The organism is Piezobacter thermophilus (genome assembly GCF_055386745.1).
Window position 1 is genome coordinate 856,523 of record NZ_AP042380.1, and the last position, 17,878, is coordinate 874,400.

13 protein-coding genes are annotated in these 17,878 nt (G+C 66.1%); 7 read left to right on the forward strand and 6 right to left on the reverse strand.

The features are described 5' to 3' along the window. Positions 1–16: 16 nt before the first annotated feature. From ACZ5CM_RS04065 to ACZ5CM_RS04085, 5 genes are read right to left on the reverse strand one after another with little or no spacing between them, the layout of a single operon-like run. A complete protein-coding gene (locus ACZ5CM_RS04065) occupies positions 17–1,225 on the reverse strand; it encodes a phosphoglycerate kinase (RefSeq protein ID WP_464641446.1) in 1,209 nt (402 codons plus the stop codon). Then, positions 1,225–2,223: a type I glyceraldehyde-3-phosphate dehydrogenase gene (gene gap, locus ACZ5CM_RS04070; RefSeq protein ID WP_464641447.1), complete on the reverse strand. Its 999-nt coding sequence runs from the start codon at positions 2,221–2,223 to the stop codon at positions 1,225–1,227. The genes ACZ5CM_RS04065 and gap overlap by 1 nt, the downstream gene beginning before the upstream one ends. After that, positions 2,220–4,226 carry a transketolase gene (tkt, locus tag ACZ5CM_RS04075; protein WP_464641448.1) on the reverse strand — a complete coding sequence of 669 codons (2,007 nt, stop codon included), beginning with the start codon at positions 4,224–4,226 and terminating at the stop codon, positions 2,220–2,222. The genes gap and tkt overlap by 4 nt, the downstream gene beginning before the upstream one ends. A gap of 10 nt (positions 4,227–4,236) precedes the next feature. Continuing rightward, positions 4,237–5,109: a phosphoribulokinase gene (locus ACZ5CM_RS04080; RefSeq protein WP_464641449.1), complete on the reverse strand. Its 873-nt coding sequence runs from the start codon at positions 5,107–5,109 to the stop codon at positions 4,237–4,239. A 13-nt stretch (positions 5,110–5,122) separates the two neighbouring features. Continuing rightward, the gene (locus ACZ5CM_RS04085; RefSeq protein ID WP_464641450.1) at positions 5,123–6,127 is read right to left on the reverse strand and encodes a class 1 fructose-bisphosphatase; all 1,005 of its coding nucleotides are present in this window, start codon (positions 6,125–6,127) and stop codon (positions 5,123–5,125) included. A gap of 102 nt (positions 6,128–6,229) precedes the next feature. Between ACZ5CM_RS04085 and cbbR the strand changes: the two genes are divergently transcribed. The 3 genes from cbbR (at position 6,230) to ACZ5CM_RS04100 (ending at position 11,520) form a co-directional block, all read left to right on the forward strand. Further along, a complete protein-coding gene (gene cbbR / locus ACZ5CM_RS04090; protein ID WP_464641451.1) occupies positions 6,230–7,153 on the forward strand; it encodes a LysR family regulator CbbR in 924 nt (307 codons plus the stop codon). 175 nt (positions 7,154–7,328) lie between these two features. Further along, positions 7,329–8,303, forward strand: a complete 975-nt coding sequence (locus ACZ5CM_RS04095; protein WP_464641452.1) for an efflux RND transporter periplasmic adaptor subunit — start codon at positions 7,329–7,331, stop codon at positions 8,301–8,303. Further along, positions 8,296–11,520: an efflux RND transporter permease subunit gene (locus ACZ5CM_RS04100; RefSeq protein WP_464641453.1), complete on the forward strand. Its 3,225-nt coding sequence runs from the start codon at positions 8,296–8,298 to the stop codon at positions 11,518–11,520. The genes ACZ5CM_RS04095 and ACZ5CM_RS04100 overlap by 8 nt, the downstream gene beginning before the upstream one ends. A 160-nt stretch (positions 11,521–11,680) precedes the next feature. On the opposite strand, the gene ACZ5CM_RS04105 is transcribed toward ACZ5CM_RS04100, so the two are convergent. Further along, positions 11,681–13,078, reverse strand: coding sequence for an aminotransferase family protein (locus tag ACZ5CM_RS04105; protein ID WP_464641454.1), 1,398 nt, complete (start codon positions 13,076–13,078; stop codon positions 11,681–11,683). Positions 13,079–13,486: 408 nt separating this feature from the next. On the opposite strand from ACZ5CM_RS04105, the gene ACZ5CM_RS04110 reads away from it, so the two are divergent. From ACZ5CM_RS04110 to ACZ5CM_RS04125, 4 genes are all read left to right on the forward strand, one after another. Then, a complete protein-coding gene (locus ACZ5CM_RS04110) occupies positions 13,487–14,485 on the forward strand; it encodes a taurine ABC transporter substrate-binding protein (RefSeq protein ID WP_464641455.1) in 999 nt (332 codons plus the stop codon). Positions 14,486–14,603: 118 nt separating this feature from the next. Then, positions 14,604–15,410, forward strand: coding sequence for a taurine ABC transporter ATP-binding protein (locus ACZ5CM_RS04115; RefSeq protein WP_464641456.1), 807 nt, complete (start codon positions 14,604–14,606; stop codon positions 15,408–15,410). Positions 15,411–15,415: 5 nt separating this feature from the next. Beyond that, a complete protein-coding gene (locus tag ACZ5CM_RS04120) occupies positions 15,416–16,732 on the forward strand; it encodes an ABC transporter permease (protein ID WP_464642478.1) in 1,317 nt (438 codons plus the stop codon). Positions 16,733–16,904: 172 nt separating this feature from the next. Further along, positions 16,905–17,720, forward strand: a complete 816-nt coding sequence (locus ACZ5CM_RS04125; RefSeq protein ID WP_464641457.1) for a sugar phosphate isomerase/epimerase family protein — start codon at positions 16,905–16,907, stop codon at positions 17,718–17,720. The last annotated feature ends 158 nt before the right edge of the window (positions 17,721–17,878 follow it).

Below are 17,878 nucleotides of genomic sequence, written 5' to 3' on the forward strand. Positions count from 1 at the left end.
TTCGGTGTTTCCTTCTTCAGGCAGCTTTGGCCGGCCCCTCCAGGGCCGCGATTGCGGGAAGCGTCTTGCCCTCCAGCCATTCCAGAAACGCTCCACCGGCGGTCGAGACGCAGGTGAAGTCGTCGGCGACGCCGGCGAGATTCAGCGCCGCCACCGTATCACCTCCGCCGGCCACCGTCACGGCCAGACCCTGGCGGGTGAGATCGGCGGCCGAGCGCGCCAGCAGGATCGTGGACTGGTCGAAGGGCGGCACCTCGAAGGCGCCCAGCGGGCCGTTCCACAGGATGGTTTCCGATTCCGACAGCACGATGTCGAAATCGGCCAGCGCCCGCGGCCCGGCATCGAGGATCATCGCGTCCGAAGGGCATTCACGGGCGCCCACCACCTGCTTGCGGGCGCCGGGCTTGAGTTCGCGCGCCACCACCACGTCGCGGGGCAGGTGCAGGGTGCAGCCCGATTCGCCGGCCAGGCGGCGGATCTCGTGGACGGTTTCCACCCGGTCGGGCTCGTGCAGCGAACGGCCCATGGGCGCGCCTTCGGCAAACAGGAAGGTGTTGGCCATGCCGCCGCCGATGATGATGTGGTCCAGCTTGCCCACCAGATTCTTCAGCACCGCGATCTTGGTCGAAACCTTGGCTCCGCCGACAATGGCCACCGCGGGGCGGCGGGGGGAATCCAGCGCAGCCTCAAGCGCGGCGACCTCGGCGCTCAGCAGCGGCCCGGCGGCGGCCGGAAGCAGGCGGGCCAGCGCCTCGGTCGAGGCATGGGCCCGGTGCGCGCAGGAAAAGGCGTCGTTCACATAGATGTCGCCCAGCCGCGCCAGCGCCGCCGCAAAGGCGGGATCGTTGGCCGTCTCGCCGGCATGAAAGCGCAGGTTTTCGCACAGGAGCACCTCGCCATCGGCAAGGATCTCGGAAGCGGCCACCGCATGGGCCGAGATGCAGCTGTGGGCGAAGCGCACCGGCCGGCCCAGCGCCTTCGCCAGCGGTTCGGCCAGTTTCTCGACGGAGAACTCCGCCGCCGGCGCGGCCGGGTCGGGGCGGCCGAAATGGGTCAGCACCACCAGGCGGGCGCCGCGCGCCAGCAGCGGCTTCATGCCGGCGGCAAAGCGGTCGATGCGGGTGCTGTCGGTGATGCGGTCGCTCTCGACCGGAACGTTCAGATCGGCCCGCACCAGCAGCCGGCGGCCGCGGATCTCCATGTCGAAAAGCTGCGGCAGGGCCATCACATCCCCCCCATCAGCGCCGCATTGTCGGCCATGCGGCAGGAAAAGCCCCATTCGTTGTCGTACCAGGCCAGCACCCGCACCAGACGGCCGTCCATGACCCGGGTCTGATCGGCGGCGAAGTTCGAAGAGTGGGTGTTGTGGTTGTAGTCCACCGACACCTTGGGCTCGGTTTCATAGCTGAGAATGCCGCGCATGGCGCCGCTGGCGGCCTCTTCGATGATCGCGTTGATATCCGCCGCGGTGACCGATTTCGCGGCGCGGAAGGTCAGGTCGACGGCCGAGACATTGGGCGTGGGCACGCGAATGGCCGAGCCGTCCAGCTTGCCGTCGAGCTCGGGCAGGACCAGCCCGATCGCCTTGGCCGCGCCGGTGGTGGTGGGGATCATGCTCATGGCGGCAGCGCGGGCGCGGTAGAGGTCCTTGTGGCGGCGATCCAGCGTCGGCTGGTCCCCGGTATAGGAGTGGATCGTGGTCATGATCCCGTGCTCGATGCCCACCGCCTCATGCAGCACCCGGGCCACCGGGGCCAGGCAGTTGGTGGTGCATGAGCCGTTGGAGACGATCAGGTCGTCGGGGCGCAGCGCGTCATTGTTGACGCCGAAGACCACGGTGCGGTCGGCACCCTTCGCAGGGGCCGAGACCAGCACCTTCTTCGCCCCGCGGGCGAGGTGGACCGAGGCCGCTTCCTTCGAGTTGAACTTGCCCGAGCATTCCAGCACCACGTCGATGCCTTCCCAGTCCAGTTCGGTCGGGTTGTAGGTGGAAAAGACCTTCATCGGGCCGCGGCCGACATCCATGGTGTCGCCTTCGACGCGGATTTCGCCGGGGAAGCGGCCGTGCACGCTGTCGTATTTCAGCAGATGGGCGTTGGTCTCGATCGGGCCGGTGGCGTTGAGGCGGACCACCTCGATGTCGTTGCGCCCCGATTCCACGATGGCCCCCAGCGTGCAGCGGCCGATGCGGCCCATGCCGTTGATGGCGATTTTCACGGTCATTTGTCGCTTCCCCGTTCGATGAGCGCGCGGGCCGCCTGCGCGACCGCCTGCGCGGTGATGCCGAAATTGCGGTAGAGATCGGCCGCCGGTGCCGAGGCGCCGAAGCCGGTCATGCCGATGAAGGCGTCCTTGTGACGCAGCACCAGATCCCAGCCCTGGCGGATGGCGGCCTCGACCCCCACCCGGGGGGCGATGCCCAGGACCTCGCGGCGCCACGCCTCGGGCTGGGCGGCGAAGAGCTCGAAGCTGGGGGCCGAGACCACTGCCACGCGCAGCCCTTCGGCGGTCAACGTCGCGGCCGCGTCGAGCGCGATTTCCACCTCCGAGCCGGTTCCGATCAGCGTCACGTCGCGCGCCCCTCCCGGATCGCGCAGCACATAGGCGCCGCGGGCGACCATGTTGGCCTCGACATGGCGGGTGCGCACCGTCGGCAGTCCCTGGCGGGACAGGCACAGCACCGTCGGCGTGGCGGTGGCGGTGGCGGCGATTTCCCAGGCCTCGGCCGTTTCCACCGCATCGGCGGGGCGGATCACGGTCAGGTTCGGCATTGCCCGCAGGCTGGCGATGGTCTCCACCGGCTGATGGGTGGGGCCGTCCTCGCCCAGGCCGATGGAATCATGGGTCATCACATAGGTGACCGGCTGCTTCATCAGCGCCGACAGGCGGATGGCCGGGCGGCAGTAGTCGGCAAAGACGAGGAACGTCCCGCCATAGGGGACGAATCCCCCATGCAGCGCGATCCCGTTCATCGCCGCCGCCATGGCATGTTCGCGCACCCCGTAGCGGATGTAGTTGCCCGAGAAATCCTCGCGGGTGACATCGGTCATGCCCCCGGTGCGGGTGTTGTTCGACCCCGTGAGATCGGCCGAGCCGCCCACCGTGTTGGGCAGGGTGGCGTTGACCACCTCCAGCGCCATTTCGCTGGCCTTGCGGGTGGCCACTCTGGGCGCATCCGCCGACAGCCGCGCCTTGTATTCGCTCATCGCCCGGCCCAGCGCCTCGGCATCGGGCGCGGCCAGCGAGGCCTCGAAGGCCGCGCGCCGGGGATGGGCGGCGAGGCGCTCCTCCCACGCCTTGCGGGCGGCGGCGCCGCGGGCGGCGATCGCGTGCCAGGCGTCATGGACCTCCTGCGGCACCTCGAAGGGCGGCCAGCGCCAGCCGAGCGCCTGGCGCGTGGCGGCGATCTCCTCGTCCCCCAGCGGCGCCCCGTGGGTGGCGGCGGTGCCCTGCTTGTTGGGGGCGCCGAAGCCGATGATCGTCCGGCAGGCGATCATCGAGGGGCGCGCGTCGGCGCGGGCGGCGGCGATGGCGGCGGCGACGGCCTCGTTGTCATGGCCATCCACCGACTGCACATGCCAGCCGGCGGCCTCGAAGCGCATCTGCTGGTTCATCGAGGTGGACACATCGGTCGAGCCGTCGATGGTGATGCGGTTGTCGTCCCACAGCACCACCAGCCGGCCCAGCCGCAGATGCCCGGCCAGGTCGATGGCCTCGTGGCTGATGCCCTCCATCAGGCAGCCGTCGCCGGCGATGACATAGGTCCAGTGATCCACCAGCGCATCGCCGAAGCGGGCATTGTGCATCCGCTCGGCCAGGGCCATGCCGACGGCGGTGGCGATCCCCTGGCCCAGCGGGCCGGTGGTGGTCTCGATCCCCTTGGCATGGCCGTATTCCGGGTGCCCGGCAGTGCGATAGCCCCACTGCCGGAAATGCCGGAGCTGATCGATCCCCATGTCGTCATAGCCCAGCAGGTGATTGATGGCATAGACGAGCATCGAGCCGTGCCCCGCGCTCATCACGAAGCGGTCGCGGTCGGGCCAGCGGTCGGCCGCGGGGTCGATGTTGATGAAGCGGTTGAACAGCACCGTGGCCACGTCGGCCAGCCCCATCGGCGCGCCGGGATGGCCGGATTTCGCGGCTTGGATGGCGTCCATGGCAAGGGCGCGGATGGCATTGGCCATCAGCTTTTCGCTGTCGGTGCTGATCCGGCTTTGCTGGTTCATTAGGTCTACCTCAGGCGCGCCTTGATTCGGAAACGAGACGTTCGATCATCGGGGTGAAGATCAGCTGCATTGCCAGGTCCTGCTTGTTTCCCGGAATGACGATCGAGTTGGCCCGGCTCATCCACGATCCCTGGATCATCGAGACGAGATAGGGAAAGTCGATGCCGCGCGGGTTCCTGAAGCGGATCACGACGAGGCTTTCGTCCGGGGTCGGGATCCAGCGGGCGATGAAGGGGTCGGAGGTGTCCACCACCGGAACCCGCTGGAAGTTGATGTCGGTCTGGATGAACTGCGGGCAGATGCAGTGCACGTAGGCGTGCATCCGCCGCAGGATGGTGTCGGTCACAGCCTCGGTGGAATAGCCGCGCGCGGCCTTGTCGCGGTGAATCTTCTGGATCCATTCCAGATTGATGACCGGCACCACGCCGATCTTGAGATCCGCCAGTTCGGCCAGGTTCACCTTGTCGTTGACCACCGCGCCATGCAGGCCTTCGTAGAAGAGAAGGTCGGAACCTTCCTCGAATTCCTCCCATTCGGTAAAGGTGCCCGGGGGCGCGCCCCACATCTCGGCCTCCGCCTCGTCATGGACGTAGTGACGGGTGTAGCCCTTGCCCGTCTCGCCATAGCTGCGAAAGACCTTCTCCAGCTCTTCCAGCTCGTTGGCGTCATAGCTGAAATGGCTGAAGGTCTCGTCGCCGGCGGCCTTGCGGCGCTCCAGCTCGGCCTTCATCGCGGCGCGGTCGTACTTGTGAAAGGCGTCGCCCTCGATCGTCACCGCCTTCACGCCCTCGCGGCGGAAGATCTGCATGAAGGTTTCCTTGACGGTCGTGGTGCCGGCGCCGGACGAGCCGGTGACCGAGATGATCGGGTGCTTCCTGGACATGTCTTTGTTCACCTCATGTGCGGAACAGCCCGCGCGAACCGAAGAGGGCCGAGACCTCTTCGTCGGGCAGGTCGTGATAGGCGGTCACGCGATCGACATTGTCGGTCGATCCGAACACCAGCGGCGTGCGCGCGTGAAGCTTGTCGGGCGTCTGGTTCAGCAGGCGGTCGGTCCCGTTGGTGGCTCGCCCGCCGGCCTGTTCGACCAGCATGGCGATGGGGGCGCATTCATAGACCATCCGCAGCCGCCCCTGCCCGTATCCGGGCCGGGCGTCGCCGGGATAGAGGAAGATCCCCCCGCGCGAGATGATCCGGTGCGTCTCGGCCACCAGCGAGGCCACCCAGCGCATGTTGAAATTCTGCCCGCGCGGGCCTTCGCTGCCGGCGAGGCAGTCGTCGATATAGGCGCGGATGGGCTTCGACCAGTGGCGGTAGTTCGAGGCATTGATCGCGAATTCGGTCGAGCTGGAGGGGATCTTCATTCCCGCGTCGGCCAGCTTGAAGACGCGCTCCTCCGGATCGAGCACGTAGTGCTGCACGCCGTCGCCGAAGGTCACCACCAGAGCCGTCTGCGGGCCGTAGATGAAATAGCCGGCGGCGATCTGCTCGGTTCCGGGGCGCAGGAAGCTTTCCTCGCCCCCCTCCCGCGCCGGCCGGATCGAGAAGATCGTGCCGATGGACACGTTGACGTCGATGTTGGATGAGCCGTCCAGCGGGTCGATGGCCAGCGCAAGCGTGCCGCCCGCATCGATCTCGACCACGTCTTCGCGTTCCTCCGAGGCATACCAGCGCACGCCAGCGCCGGCCAGCGCCGCGGCGAAGCGTTCATCGGCGAGCACGTCCAGCGCCTTCTGGTGGTCGCCGTCGGTATTTTCGCCCACCTCGGCCCCCAGCGCGCCGCCCAGCGGGCCGCGGGCGATGGTCCGGGTCAGTTCGGTCGCGATCCCGGCCAGCGCCCGGATGACGGGGCGCAGGTTTTCGGGAATCAGGTCGTCGGAAATGACAGGGGTGTGATCCATCTGTGGAGAGGCCTCCCAACCTCGGGTTCCAGGAAGGTTGATATTGCCGTTCCAGTATTCTAATAAATTTTAATCTTCTGAATGTGGATTAGATTTTTCTGAATGCAGCGTCTCAACGCCATAACAATCAAGCAGTTGCGCGCATTGTCGCAGGTCTGCGAGACAGGGACGATTTCGGCCGCGGCGGAAATGTTGTCGCTAACACCGCCGGCGGTTCACAGCCAGTTGAAAGCATTGGAAGAAATCATCGGCCGTCCGATTCTGTCCCGCACCGCCGACGGGTTTCAGCCCACGCCCGAGGGCAGGGCGCTTCTGCGTGCCCATCACATTTCCCACTCGGCGCTGGAAAAGGCGATCCGGCAGATCGACACGCTGGCCCGGGGGTTGTCGGGAACGGTGACGCTGGGCGTCGTGAGCACCGCGAAATATTATGCGCCGCGGCTGGTGGTGAAGCTGCGCGAGGCCTTCCCCGACATCGACGTGGTGCTGCGCATCGGCAACCGGGCACGGATCATGCAGTATCTGGAAAGCGACGAGCTGGACCTGGTCATCATGGGCCGCCCGCCGAGGGCGCCTCTGGTCACCGCCCAGTCGATTGGCGAGCATCCCCACCTTCTGGTTGCACCGCCGGGACATCCGCTGGCCTGCGGGGAAACGGTCGGCGCCGAGGACATCCTGTCGCAGCATTTCGTGCTGCGCGAACCCGGTTCGGGCACGCGGATCCTGACCATGCGCTATCTCGACGAGATCGGGCGCGGGCGGGAATATGCCTATACCGAGATGGAATCGAACGAGACCATCAAGCAGGCGGTCATCGCCGGGCTGGGGGTCGCGATCCTGTCGGCTCATACCATGCATGAGGAGCTCGAGTCGGGCCGGCTGGTGGCGGTGCGGGCGCGGGGCATGCCGATCGTGCGGCACTGGTTCATCGTTCACCGCGCCGACAGCGAACCTGCGCAGGCGGTTCGTTCGGTGCTGGACTGGATCGTGGAAAATACCGGGAAATACCTTCCGGGCGCGACCTGAGGCAGATGCCGCCATTTCCCGTGCCGCAGCGTAACATTTCCTTGTGCCGGGCGGTTTTCCGGTCTTTTTCCGGTTTTCGCGCCGGTTGTTTCCTGCGACCATGAAAACCGGGATTGAAATATATTCACGAAACCGCATATGAGGGCGGCGAAGTTTGGAACGCGGGGTTGAGACGATGCGCAGGCTGATGCTTGGAATGTTGATCGGGGCGCTGGTGCCCCTGGCGGCGGCGGCCGAAGTGCCCGTCAGGAAAATGCTGGTAACGGAATGGAAGTCGGTGTTCGGTCGGGTCGAGGCGCGCGATACGGTGCCGGCCCGCTCGCGGATCGGCGGCACGCTGCAGGAGATCACCATCGAAGAGGGCGACCTTGTCGAGAAGGGGCAGCAGATCGGGGTTATCCACGATCCGAAGCTGGCGCTGCAGATGCAGTCGATCGATTCGAAGACCGAGGCGCTGCTGTCGCAGCTGGAAAACGCCCGGACCGAGCTGGCCCGCGGCGAGGGGTTGCTCAAGCGCGGAGTGGCCACCGCCCAGCAGCTTGATTCGCTGCGTACCCAGGTCGAGGTTCTGGAAAACAACATCAAGGCGACCCGCGCCGAACGTCGTGTGCTGGAAGAGCGGGTTGCCGAAGGGGCCGTGCTGGCTCCGATCAGCGGCCGCGTGATCCGCGTGCCGGTCACGGCCGGGTCGGTGCTGATGCCGGGCGAAGTGGTCGCCTCCATTGCCGGCGGCGGCTTCTTCCTGCGCCTGGCGGTGCCCGAACGCCACGCGCGCTTTCTCAAGGAAGGGATGGATATCCGCATCGGCGGCAGCGAAGAAAGCCAGACCGGGCGCCTGGCCAAGGTCTATCCCAAGATCGAGAACGGGCGCGTGATCGCCGATGTCGAGGTCGAGGGCCTGTCGAGCGAATTCGTCAACGCGCGTGTCCTTGTCAGCCTGCCGGTGGCCTATGACACGGCGCTGCTGGTGCCCGCCGAGGTGGTGACGACCCGCATGGGCCTGGATTTCGTGAAGGTGAAGGGGCCGGGCGGCGAACCGGTCGATCGCGCCGTCGTCCTCGGCAAACGGCACGAGATCGACGGGGTCGAGATGGTCGCAGTGCTCAGCGGACTGACCGAGAACGACGTCGTGGTGACGGAAGATGAGTGAGCAGCAGAAAAAGCCGGTGCCACTGGGCATCGCCGGCGGGCTGACGCGCGCGTTCATCCGCTCGCCGCTGACGCCGCTGATGATCCTTGCCGCGCTGGCCATGGGGCTTGTGGCCCTGATCAGCCTGCCGCGCGAGGAAGAGCCGCAGATCTCGGTGCCGCTGGTGGATATCCACATGCAGGCTCCGGGGCTCAAGGCCGAGGACGCGGTCAAGCTGGTGACCGAGCCGATGGAAACCATCGTGCAGGGCATCAACGAGGTCGAGCATGTCTATTCCTCGACCCGCGACGACTATGCCATGGTCACGGCGCGTTTCGAGGTGGGCACTTCGGCCGATGCCGCGATCCTGCGCGTGCATGACAAGGTGCGCGCCAACATGGACCGCATCCCGGTTGGCATCGACGAGCCGCTGATCGTCGGGCGCGGAATCGACGACGTGGCGATCGTGACGCTGACGCTGACGCCGAAACCCGAAGCGGGCGAGATGACCGCCAACGACCTGACGCGGATTGCCCGCGAACTCCAGGTCGAGGTCGCCAAGATCGGCGATGTGGGGCTGACCTATCTGGTCGGAGACAGCCCCGAGGCCATCCGCATCGCGCCCGACCCGGAAAGGCTGGCGCTTTACGGGGTGACGCTGCAGCAGCTGGCCGGCAAGGTCGAGGCCGCCAACCGGGCGTTTTCGACCGGGCTCATCCGCGACAAGGGCGAGCAGATCCCGCTGGTGGCGGGCGAGACCCTGCGCGCGCCGGCCGAAATCGGCAACCTGCTGCTGACCACCCGCGACGGCCGTCCGGTCTATGTGCGCGATGTGGCCGATGTCAGCTATGTTCCCGACACTTCGGACAAGATCGTGGCCAATGTCAGCCGAGAGGAGAACGGCGAGATCATCCGCACGCCGGCGGTGACGCTGGCCATTGCCAAGCGGGCCGGCGCCAATGCCGTGGTCGTGGCCGAGCAGATCCTCGAACGGGTCGAGGGCCTCGAGGGCCAGCTGATCCCGGAGACCGTCGCCGTCGAGGTGACGCGGAACTATGGCGAAACCGCCAATGACAAGGCCAATGAACTGCTGTTCCACCTCGGGCTGGCCACAGTGTCGATCGTGTTCCTGGTCCTGGTGGCGATCGGCTGGCGGGAGAGCTTTGTCGTCGCCATCGTGATCCCGGTGACCATTCTGCTGACGCTGTTCGCGGCGTGGATCATGGGCTACACGCTCAACCGGGTGTCGCTTTTTGCCCTGATCTTCTCGATCGGTATCCTGGTCGATGACGCCATCGTGGTGATCGAGAACATCGCCCGGCACTGGGGGATGAAGGACAAGGAGGACCGCAAGACCAAGGCCATCCGGGCGGTGGCCGAGGTGGGCAACCCGACCATCGTCGCCACGCTGACGGTGGTGGCGGCGCTGCTGCCGATGCTGTTCGTCAGCGGGCTGATGGGGCCCTACATGAGTCCGATCCCCGCCAATGCCTCTGCGGCGATGATCTTTTCCTTCTTCGTGGCGGTCATCATCACGCCCTGGCTGATGCTGAAATTCGCCGGCAAGGCGGACATGTCGGCCCATGCCCAGGACGATGAATATGGCGGCCATCCCGGCGGCATCCTGGGGCGGATCTACGCCGTGGTGGCGCGGCCGATCCTGAAGACGAAGTTCCGCTCGCTCGCCTTCCTGCTGATCACCGCGGGGCTCAGCTTCGGATCCATGACTGCGTTCTACACCCGCGATGTGACGGTCAAGCTGCTGCCCTTCGACAACAAGTCCGAACTTTCGGTGGTGATCGACCTGCCCGAGGGCGCTTCGGTCGAGGCCACCGACCGGGTGGCGCAGGACGTGGCCCGGGCGGTTCTGGACATGCCCGAGGTGGTGACCACCCAGACCCATGCGGGTACGGCGGCGCCGTTCGACTTCAACGGGCTGGTACGCCACTACTATCTGCGCCAGGAACCGCAGCTGGGCGATGTTCAGATCAAGCTTCTGCCCAAGGACGAACGCGAACGCACCAGCCACGAAATCGCGCTGGAAATCCGCGAACGGATCGCGAAGCTCGACCTGCCCGAAGGCACGGTGCTGAAGACGGTCGAATCTCCGCCGGGACCGCCGGTGATCTCGACCCTTCTGGCCGAGGTCTACGGGCCAGACCCGGAAACCCGCCGGGCGGCAGCGCGCAAGATCCGGCAGGCGTTCGAATCGGTGCCCTTCGTGGTGGACGTGGATGACAGCTTCGGCACCCAGAGCCGGCGGCTGCGGGTGACCATCTCGACCGACCAGCTGGAGTTCTTTGGCGTGCAGGAGCAGGACGTCTTTTCGACGCTTGCCATCCTCAACGGCGGCCGGACCGTGGGCTATTCCCATCGCGGCGGCGGGCGCCGTCCGATCCCGATCCGGGTCGAGCGCGACAAGGCCGACAGGGTGCTGGACGAACGCTTCCTGTCCACACCGATCCCGGCCAACGTGCTGCCGGGTGCGCGCGGTGTGGTCGAACTGGGGGACGTGATCGAGCTGCGCGAAGAACGCGCCTCGTTCCCGATCTTCCGCCACAACGGCCGTGCGGCCGAGATGGTGACCGGCGAGCTGGCCGGCACCTTCGAGGCGCCGCTTTACGGGATGCTGGCCGTGGCCGATGAGCTGGACAGGATGGACTGGCCCGAGGGGCTCAAGCCCGAAATCCGCCTGAACGGTCAGCCCGAGGACGAAAGCAGGGTGACGCTCCTGTGGGACGGCGAGTGGGAAGTGACCTGGGTCACCTTCCGCGACATGGGGGCGGCATTCGCGGTGGCGATGCTGGGCATCTACATCCTCGTGGTGGCGCAGTTCGGGTCGTTCCGGCTGCCGCTGGTGATCCTGACGCCGATCCCGCTGACCTTCCTGGGCATCATCGGGGGCCATTGGCTGTTCGGGGCACCGTTCTCGGCCACCTCGATGATCGGCTTCATCGCGCTGGCGGGCATCATCGTGCGCAACTCGATCCTGCTGGTGGACTTCATCCGCCACGAGGGCGGGCCGGACATTCCGCTGATCGACACGCTGATCGCCGCCGGTTCGATCCGGTTCAAGCCGATCCTGCTGACCGCGGTGGCGGCGATGATCGGGGCCTTCGTGATCCTGGCGGACCCGATCTTCCAGGGCCTGGCGATTTCGCTGCTGTTCGGCCTGCTGTCCTCGACCCTGCTGACGGTGCTGGTGATCCCGGCAATCTACCGGGTGTTCAAGGGCTGAGGCAGTGCCCCGACAGATGCGCGGCACCGGCCGTCCGGCCGGTGCCGTGACACGGGGCCCTGCCCCGCATCTTCATCTCGCCCGAAATACTCCGGGGGGTGCGGGGGGCAGAGCCCCCCGCCCCGGTCGGACCGGCCATGACGGTCCGAAATGCAGGGGTTCAGCCGAACACCCGGCCCAGGGCCACATCCACCGCGCCGGTGATCTCGTCGATATCGTCGGCCGTGGCAATCAGTGCCGGCGAAAAGCACAGCACGTTGTTGCGGCCGGGGATCGAGCGGTTGGCCGCTCCGATGATCACCCCCTGCGCCGCACATTCGGCCACCACCCGGGCAATATCGGCCTCGGCCACGGGCTCCTTCGTGCCGCGGTCGCGCACCAGCTCGGCCCCGCAGAACAGCCCCTTGCCGCGCACGTCCCCGATCACCTCGTGCTTGTCCATCAGCGCGTTCAGGTTGGTCATCAGCCGCTCGCCCATGGCCGTGCAGTTGTCGAGCAGCCCCTCCTCCTCGATGATGCGCATGTTTTCCAGCGCCGCCGCCGGTCCTGCCGTGCACCCCCCGAAGGTCGAGATGTCGCGGAAATAGTCCAGCTTGTCCGAGGGATCCTGTTTGAACATCTCGAACACCTCCTCGGTGGTCACGCAGCAGGCAATGGCCGCATAGCCCGAAGCGACCCCCTTGGCCATGGTGACGAAATCGGGCTGCACCCCGTAATGCTGATAGCCGAACCACCTGCCGGTGCGCCCGATGCCGCAGACCACCTCGTCGATATGCAGCAGGATGTCGTATTTGCGGCAGATCTCCTGCACCCGCTCCCAGTAGCCCTCGGGAGGGGTGATGACGCCGCCACCCGCCGTCACCGGCTCAAGGCACAGGCCCCCCACCGTTTCGGGGCCCTCGCGCAGGATCACCTCCTCGATCAGATTGGCGGCGGCGATGCCGAAATCGCGCCCCGAAAGATGGCCCAGACCCAACTCGTCCTTGCGGTACTCCATGCAATGCGGCACCCGGACGAAGCCGGGGGCAAAGGGGCCATACTGCATGTTGCGCTCGTCCTGCCCGCCGGCCGACATCGCCGCAAGGGTCGAGCCGTGATAGTCGCGGTCGCGGTAGAGGATCTTGTATTTCTTCCCGCCATGTTTCTTGTGGGCGATCTGGCGGATCATCTTGAAGGCCTTCTCATTGGCCTCCGAGCCGGAATTGGTGTAGTAGACCCGGCTCATCCCCGGCATCTTCTCGATCAGCTTCTCGGCGAACAGCGAGCCGGGGATCGAACCGGCCGACTGGGCGAAATAGCACAGCTTCATCAGCTGGTCATGGATCGCCCTGGCAATGGATTCGCGGCCATATCCGACATTGACGGTCCAGACCGCCCCCGACACCGCGTCGAGGTACTCCTTGCCGTTCTGGTCCCAAACGCGCATTCCCTTGCCTTCGAGAATGATCCTCGGGTCGGTGGTCTCGAACGGCTTGTGCTGGGTCAGGTGGTGCCAGATGCGGGCCTTGTCGGTCTCGACGATGTGGCGAATGTCGTTTTGCTTGAACGTGCCGTCCATGACATGTCCTTTCGGTTCAGGAAATCGGGCGCGACCGCAGGCCCGCAGCGCGGCCAGAGTCGTTCCCCTATCAGAAACGCCAAATCGCCGCCCGTCTATAGGTCCAGTTGCGGCCGTGATTTGGGGCCAGTTTTATGGAGAAGTTTGTCGCGGCGGACTTGGGGGCACCGATAGTCGATTGAAAATCCGGGGAAATGTTTCCCGTTCCTTTCGTGGCGCCGGGCAGCGGGGTGGGAAGGCGGTCACGGGCCCGCGGGAAAAATCGTTGATCGGTTACCGGAATTGCGTTCCGATCATGGCCGAGGGCATGGTCCGTACGGCAATGCCGTGAAAGGGGCCGTGCGCCGGACGGGACGCCGTCAACAAATCCGCCCGGAAGGGGCGTCAGAAGCGACAAGGGAGATGACGATGAAGATCAAGGCCAGGCTTTTGGGTGCGGTGACCGGACTTGCCGTATTCGCGGGGGCGCTGCCGGCGCTGTCGCAGGAACTCACGGTGGGGTATTTCCTCGAATGGCCGATGCCGTTCGAATACGCCAAGCAGATGGGCACCTATGACAAGGAGCTGGGGGTGCCGGTCAAGTGGGTCAGCTTCGACACCGGCACTGCGATGAGCGCGGCAATGGCGTCGGGCGACGTGCAGATCAGCGTCAGCCAGGGCGTGCCGCCCTTCGTCGTGGCGGTCAGCGCCGGGCAGGATCTGCAGATCCTCGACGTGGCGGTCTCCTATTCCGACAATGACAACTGCGTGGTGCGCTCGGACCTGGAGATCGACAAGACCAACGCGAAGGAGCTTGAGGGCAAGAAGGTCGCCGTTCCGCTGGGCACCGCTGCGCATTACGGCTTCCTCAAGCAGATGAACCACTTCGGTGTGGATATCGGCACCATGACGGTGGTGGACATGGCCCCGGCCGAAGGCGCGGCGGCGCTGGCGCAGGGCAATGTGGACATGGCCTGCGGCTGGGGTGGCGCGCTGCGCCGGATGAAGGAACACGGCAACGTGCTCCTGACCGGCGCCGAGAAGGAGGAACTGGGCATCCTGGTCTTCGACGTGACCAGTGCGCCGGCATCCTTCATCGCCGAAAACGGCGATCTGGTGGCAAAGTTCCTGCGCGTCACGGCGGATGCCAACGAGATGTGGAACAGCGGCAAGATGAAGGACGAGATGATCCCGGTCATCGCCAGGGATGCCGGCATGGATGTGGACGCCACTGCCGAAACCATCGCCACCTTCGTCTTCCCCTCGATCGAAGAGCAGCTTTCGCCCAAGTGGCTGGGCGGCGGTGCGCAGGAATTCATGAAGGGCGTGGCCGACGTGTTCGTGAAGGCCGGCAGCATCGACAAGGCGCTCGAATCCTACGAGGGCGCGGTCAATGTCGGTCCGCTGACGGCGGCCAGCAGGATGTAGTCCGGAAAATCGGCCGGCCCGCCCTGTCCCGGGCGGGCCGGCCGTTGCAACGTTCAAGCGGCGCTGCGGGCCGGTGGCATGCCGCCGCGCCCCGGCAGGCCGCGGGACAGGGAAGGACATGGCCGAACTTTCGATCGACAACGTTTCCATGCGCTTCGACCTGCCGGGCGGCACGTCGATTCAGGCGCTCAAGGATGTCACGCTTCACCTGAAGGCGGGTGAATTGATGAGCGTCCTCGGCCCCTCGGGCTGTGGCAAGACGACGCTTCTCAACATCGTCGCAGGATTTCTCGCCCCGACCGAGGGGCGGGTCGCGATCAACGGGCGCACGGTCACGGGGCCCGGCCCGGAACGTGGCATGGTGTTCCAGCAGGGGGCACTGTTCGAGTGGATGAACGTGCGGGAAAACGTGAGTTTCGGCCCCCGCATGAAGGGCATGCCGAAGGCCGAGATGCAGCAGATCGTCGATCACCTGCTCGACGTGGTGGGACTTGCCGACTTCAAGGACAAGGCGATCTACGAGCTCTCCGGCGGGATGCAGCAGCGGGTCGCGCTGGCCCGGTGCCTGGCCAACGACCCGGACGTGATCCTGATGGACGAACCCCTGGGCGCGCTGGATGCGCTCACCCGCGAAAAGATGCAGTCTCTGGTGCTGCGGCTGTGGAAGGAGACCGGCAAGACGATCATCCTCATCACCCATTCGGTCGAGGAGGCGCTGCTTCTGGGTGAACGGCTGATCGTGATGGCGCCGCGGCCGGGGCGGATCCACAGGGAATACCGGCTGCCCTTTGCCGATCTCGGCGTCGGCGCGGACCTGCGCGAGATCAAGAAACATCCCGATTACGATCCCACCCGCGAGGAAATCCTCAACATGATCTGGAACATGGAAGAGGAGATCATGGGCCGGGCGGAGGTCGCGACATGACCAGCATGGTTCCGTTCCTGATCTATCTGGCGATCTTCGCTGGCTCGTATCTCGTCGTGAACAGGGCGATTCGGCGCGCGGTGCGTACCGGGCTGACGGCGCGCAAGACCGTGACGTTCGGGGACGAAAGCGCGGTGATCCCCGATCGCGTGGCAAGCGTCATCTCGATTGCCACCCTGTTCCTGCTGTGGGGCATCTTTACCGGCTCGGCGCTGGTTCCGGCCTTTCTGCACATGCCCGGCCCCTATATCGGCGACGGCCGGTTCACCTATGTCGTCGAGGCCCGAGACGGCCGGCGCGACGAGGCGACGGTGTTCTGGCGGGTCGCGGCGCCGGGGAAGAAGGGGGAAAAGCCGGAAATCGATCCCGGCGAGGGGCCGGCGAAAAATGACGGGATCGTCATTCGAGCCTATCGCAGCGCGCAGCTGAGCTGGGACAGGAACGACGAGGAAGGCTTCAGGCGCAAGGCCGGCGCGCGGATCGTCGAGATTGCGGGCGTGTCGGTGGACTATGACCCGGCCCGGCGGGGCGAGGCCGATGCGGCCGACCGGCCCAAGCCGGTGGTTGCGGTGGAAAACGCCACCGTGACGCTTTCGGACAAGGGGGCGCTGATCATCACCCCCTATACGGGCTGGCAGATGGAGCCGATCTGGCTGCCCCCGCCCGAGGATGTGGTCAAGCGGCTGATCGAGATCGCCAGCGAGGGATTCCGCGGTGCGACCCTGTGGGAGCACTTGGGATTTTCTCTCATGCGCGTGGTTGTCGGTTTCTTCTTCGGTTCGCTGGTGGGCATTCCGCTGGGCTATGCCATGGGGCTGTCCAACTGGTTCCGTGGCTGGTTCGACCCGATCGTGGAATTCATGCGCCCGGTTCCGCCGCTGGCGCTGATTCCGCTGGTCATCATCTGGGCCGGCATCGGCGAGCTGGGCAAGATCGTGCTGCTGTTTCTTGCCGCACTGTGGATCATGGCGATTGCGGCCCGGTCGGGTGTGTCCGGGGTGCGGATTTCCAAGGTCCATGCGGCCTATTCTCTGGGGGCAAGCAAGAGCCAGATCATGCGCCACGTGATCGTGCCCAATTCGCTGCCCGAGCTGTTCACCGGCGCGCGGGTCGCGATGGGCGTGTGCTGGGGCACGGTGGTTGCCGCCGAACTTGTCGCCGCCGAGAAGGGCGCGGGGATGATGATCATGGTGGCATCGAAATTCCAGAACACCGACATCGTGATCATGGGGATCATCCTGATCGGGGTGATCGGTTTCGGCATCGACATCCTGATGCGCTGGCTGGAGCGCCGGCTGGTGCCCTGGAAGGGCAAGGGCTGACCGAGGCCCGGCCCCCGCGTCTCCTCGGTGTTCGGGGCGGGGGGTCATGCGAGGCAATTGCCGCGATCATGTCGCCCGATGCGGAGGCGCCGGGCGGTTGTCTTTTCCCTTGCCTCTGCGGGCGTGTCGGTCAGGATGGCCGAAACTGCCCCGAGTGAGGAGACGTTGGTTCATGGCCGAGCTTCCCGTGATTGGCGCGCAGCTCAGCGTGCTGGATCTCGACCGTCACAGCGACTGGCTGTTCGAGAGGGATCGCGACCTGGAGCTGCCCGAATTCAGCATGGTGGACATCCTGCGCGCGCCGGAACCCTTCATCGCCATGGCCAAGGAGAAGCTGGACGGCTGGGATGGGCGGTTGGGCATCCACGGCCCCTTTGCCGGGTTCGAACTGGACGTGAAGGACCGCGAGATCCGCTCGTTGGTGCAGGCGCGGCTGGATCAGGCGCTGGCGGTCTGCGAGGCGTTGGGGGCGACCCAGATGGTGATTCATTCGCCCTATGATTATTGGGATGCGCACAATCTGGACAATGCGCCGAAGGATCGGGAACGTCGCGTCGCGGCGATTCTGGATACGCTGGAGCCGGCGATTGCGCGCGCCGAGGATATCGGCGTGGAGATGGTGCTGGAGAACATTCAGGACTGCGATCCGGCCGATCGTCGCGCGGTGGTGGAGGCGGCGGACAGCCCGGCGCTTCGGCTGTCGGTGGATGTCGGTCACGCCCATTGGGCGCACAACATGTGCGGTGCGGCTCCGGCGGATCGCTACATCAGCGATGCCGGTGCGCTGCTGGGGCATGTGCATCTGCACGACACCGACGGCTATGCCGACCGGCACTGGCCGCCGGGGTGTGGCAATATCGGCTGGCATGCGGTGTTCGAGGCGCTTCAGATGTGCGCCGCGCGCCCGCGGTTGATCGTCGAGGTACGCGAGTTCGACCGGGTCGTGGAGGGCGTGGCGCATCTCGAGCGGCTGGGGCTGGGGTGCTGAGGCGGCTGCGGTCGGGCGGAGCGCCTGCGGCGCGCGCCGATCTGCGCTGCGCGCGGATCGGGGCTCTGCCCCGAACCCCGGAGTATTTCCGGCAAGAGGAAGGGGAATTGCGCATCCCGGCCCTGCGTGCATGATGGGCGCGGGCAAGGGGGAGATGC

Bases quoted from the DNA above. Each gene is read 5' to 3' on its own strand.
- ACZ5CM_RS04065 (WP_464641446.1), bottom strand. From the start codon at position 1,225: ATGGCCCTGCCGCAGCTTTTCGACATGGAGATCCGCGGCCGCCGGCTG.
- gap (WP_464641447.1), bottom strand. From the start codon at position 2,223: ATGACCGTGAAAATCGCCATCAACGGCATGGGCCGCATCGGCCGCTGC.
- tkt (WP_464641448.1), bottom strand. From the start codon at position 4,226: ATGAACCAGCAAAGCCGGATCAGCACCGACAGCGAAAAGCTGATGGCC.
- ACZ5CM_RS04080 (WP_464641449.1), bottom strand. From the start codon at position 5,109: ATGTCCAGGAAGCACCCGATCATCTCGGTCACCGGCTCGTCCGGCGCC.
- ACZ5CM_RS04085 (WP_464641450.1), bottom strand. From the start codon at position 6,127: ATGGATCACACCCCTGTCATTTCCGACGACCTGATTCCCGAAAACCTG.
- cbbR (WP_464641451.1), top strand. From the start codon at position 6,230: ATGCAGCGTCTCAACGCCATAACAATCAAGCAGTTGCGCGCATTGTCG.
- ACZ5CM_RS04095 (WP_464641452.1), top strand. From the start codon at position 7,329: ATGCGCAGGCTGATGCTTGGAATGTTGATCGGGGCGCTGGTGCCCCTG.
- ACZ5CM_RS04100 (WP_464641453.1), top strand. From the start codon at position 8,296: ATGAGTGAGCAGCAGAAAAAGCCGGTGCCACTGGGCATCGCCGGCGGG.
- ACZ5CM_RS04105 (WP_464641454.1), bottom strand. From the start codon at position 13,078: ATGGACGGCACGTTCAAGCAAAACGACATTCGCCACATCGTCGAGACC.
- ACZ5CM_RS04110 (WP_464641455.1), top strand. From the start codon at position 13,487: ATGAAGATCAAGGCCAGGCTTTTGGGTGCGGTGACCGGACTTGCCGTA.
- ACZ5CM_RS04115 (WP_464641456.1), top strand. From the start codon at position 14,604: ATGGCCGAACTTTCGATCGACAACGTTTCCATGCGCTTCGACCTGCCG.
- ACZ5CM_RS04120 (WP_464642478.1), top strand. From the start codon at position 15,416: ATGGTTCCGTTCCTGATCTATCTGGCGATCTTCGCTGGCTCGTATCTC.
- ACZ5CM_RS04125 (WP_464641457.1), top strand. From the start codon at position 16,905: ATGGCCGAGCTTCCCGTGATTGGCGCGCAGCTCAGCGTGCTGGATCTC.